Source organism: Mesorhizobium sp. M2C.T.Ca.TU.002.02.1.1, from assembly GCF_003997225.1.
Genome location: NZ_RZTO01000976.1, coordinates 1 through 2,071, shown reverse-complemented (window position 1 = coordinate 2,071; position 2,071 = coordinate 1). Strand labels below are relative to the sequence as shown.

The 2,071-nt window shown below is 63.4% G+C and carries 3 protein-coding genes; 1 reads left to right on the top strand and 2 read right to left on the bottom strand.

What is annotated here, in order from left to right; genetic code table 11:
* Positions 1 to 512 (bottom strand): tetratricopeptide repeat protein (locus EOD07_RS32235; RefSeq protein WP_127238132.1); only part of this gene is annotated, 512 nt, incomplete at its 3' end.
* A gap of 201 nt (positions 513 to 713) precedes the next feature.
* On the opposite strand from EOD07_RS32235, the gene EOD07_RS32230 reads away from it, so the two are divergent.
* Positions 714 to 1,754 (top strand): polysaccharide deacetylase family protein, encoded by a 1,041-nt coding sequence (locus EOD07_RS32230; protein ID WP_127238131.1) that lies wholly within the window; start codon positions 714 to 716, stop codon positions 1,752 to 1,754.
* On the opposite strand, the gene EOD07_RS32225 is transcribed toward EOD07_RS32230, so the two are convergent.
* Positions 1,739 to 2,071 (bottom strand): SbmA/BacA-like family transporter (locus EOD07_RS32225; RefSeq protein WP_281059107.1); only part of this gene is annotated, 333 nt, incomplete at its 5' end. The genes EOD07_RS32230 and EOD07_RS32225 overlap by 16 nt on opposite strands.

The following is a 2,071-nucleotide window of genomic DNA, read 5'->3' as shown; positions in this document are numbered from 1 at the left end:
TCGCGCGCCGAATGGCGCAGCGGATTGGTGTCGGCGGTCAGTGCCTCGATGCGGCTGGAGACATCGGCGTAAGAGCCGTGGTCGACGAGCAGCAGCGCTGCCCTCAGCCGCGCGATGTCGCGGATGCCGGTGGGAATGGCGTTGTCGGCGGCGACCTCGTCGAAATCCTTGACCGCGCCGTCGACGTCGCCCTTGTCGGCCTTGACGGTCGCGGCGCGCATGCGTGCGAGCAGTGGATAAGCGCCGTAGCCGTCCTTCTCCAGTTGGTCGAGCGCGGCGATCGCCTCGTCGTTCTTGCCGTCATTGGCGAGCTTGAGGGCCTGCGAGAAGGCATCGCCTGAACGGTTGGCGCGGCTCTCGTCCCAATAGCGATAGCCGACGACGGCCGCCGTTCCCAGCACGATCAGGATGGCGAGGCCGAGAATGGCCGGACCAAAACGATCCCACAGCGCCTGCGCCTGCTCGCGACGAATCTCTTCGTTGACTTCGCGGATAAAACTGTCGTCCGACATCAATCAAAACCATTGCTGCCCCGGAAGGGGGCGCTTCTTGAGCCCCGCGTTTTAGCGAAATTTTGTCGGCATGGAAGGGGGCGGGCTGGAAAATCGGCGCGGAGTCCCTGCTGCCTCAAAGCCTTCCCGGATCGTACCGGTGCCACAATTGAGCGATAGCCGGCTTCGGATCGGCAGGAAAGATCCTCCCAAAGGTTGCCAATGCTTCGTTCGTACCGTGTCCTTGCATTCAGTCTCGCCTCGCTCGCCTCAGCCAATGCCGCCTTCGCCGATCCGCCGAGATCGCTAGCCGCCTCGCCGGCCAAACCCAAGCAGATCGTGCTGATCTCTTTCGACGCCGCCCGCGAGATCTCGCAATGGCAACGCAGCCGGGCGCTGGCAAAGCGCACGGGCGCGCATTTCACCTATTTCCTGTCCTGCGTCTTCCTGCTCTCGCCGGAGACGCGGCAGGGCTATGCCGGTCCCGGCAAGGCCGCCGGCAAATCCAATGTCGGCTTCGGCGCCTCGAAACAGGATGTCGCGGACCGGCTCGAGCAGGTCAGGCTGGCGGCGGCCGAAGGCCACGACATAGGCAGCCATGCCTGCGGCCATTTCGACGGCAAGGACTGGCGCAAGGCCGACTGGCTGGCCGAATTCGCGTCCGCGCGGCGCATTTTCGAAAATGCCTATGCGATCAACGGCATACCGGAACCGGCCGGTTGGCGCGATTTCGCGCAATCTGCGCTGGTCGGGTTCCGCGCGCCCTATCTCTCGACCGGCAAGGCGCTTTACGAGGCCTTGCCCGAGGCCGGCTTCCAGTATGACGCCAGCGCGGTCTCGAACGGGCCGACCGTGCCGCCGACCCTGAACGGCACGACCCGCTTCGCCCTGCCGCTTATCCCGGAGGGACCGAAAGCCAAGCCGGTGGTCGCCATGGACTACAATCTCTATGTCCGCCACTCAGCCGGCACCGAGAAGCCGGCCATGGCGGACGCATTCGCCGAGCGCGCCTATCAGGCGTTCCGCGCCGCCTTCGATGCCGAATATAACGGCAAGCGCCTGCCGCTGGAGCTCGGCTTCCACTTCACGCTGATGAACGACGGCGCCTATTGGAACGCGCTGGAGCGCTTCGCCGGCGAAGTCTGCGTGATGCAGCAAGTCGAATGCATCAGTTTTCGCGACTATGTCTCTCGCGATCATGGGCCTGTGCCAAACTTAGGGGGGCTAGCCACCCATTCCGAGTCCAGTCACGTTGCCGGCTGATCTTCCGGCGACACGCCAGCCTGCTCGCGCGCCAGATAATCTCTGTCTATTGCCGGCAGCGGCGCGCCTTCAAGTGTCGCCTCGAAAGCGCGCAGGCGTTTCTGGATGGAGATCAGTTCGACGATCGTGGGCCACGCATTGACCAAATATTGAAACGACGAACTGACTTGACCGAAGGCGGTAGACACTTGCTGCCATATGCCAAGCGTGATTGTCCCGGCGGCGATGGTGGGAATGAGGATCACGCTAGAGAAGATGGCGTCTGCCTGTAGGTAACCAGAGCGCACGACATTGAAGTAGGCGTAGTGGAAGTAGAG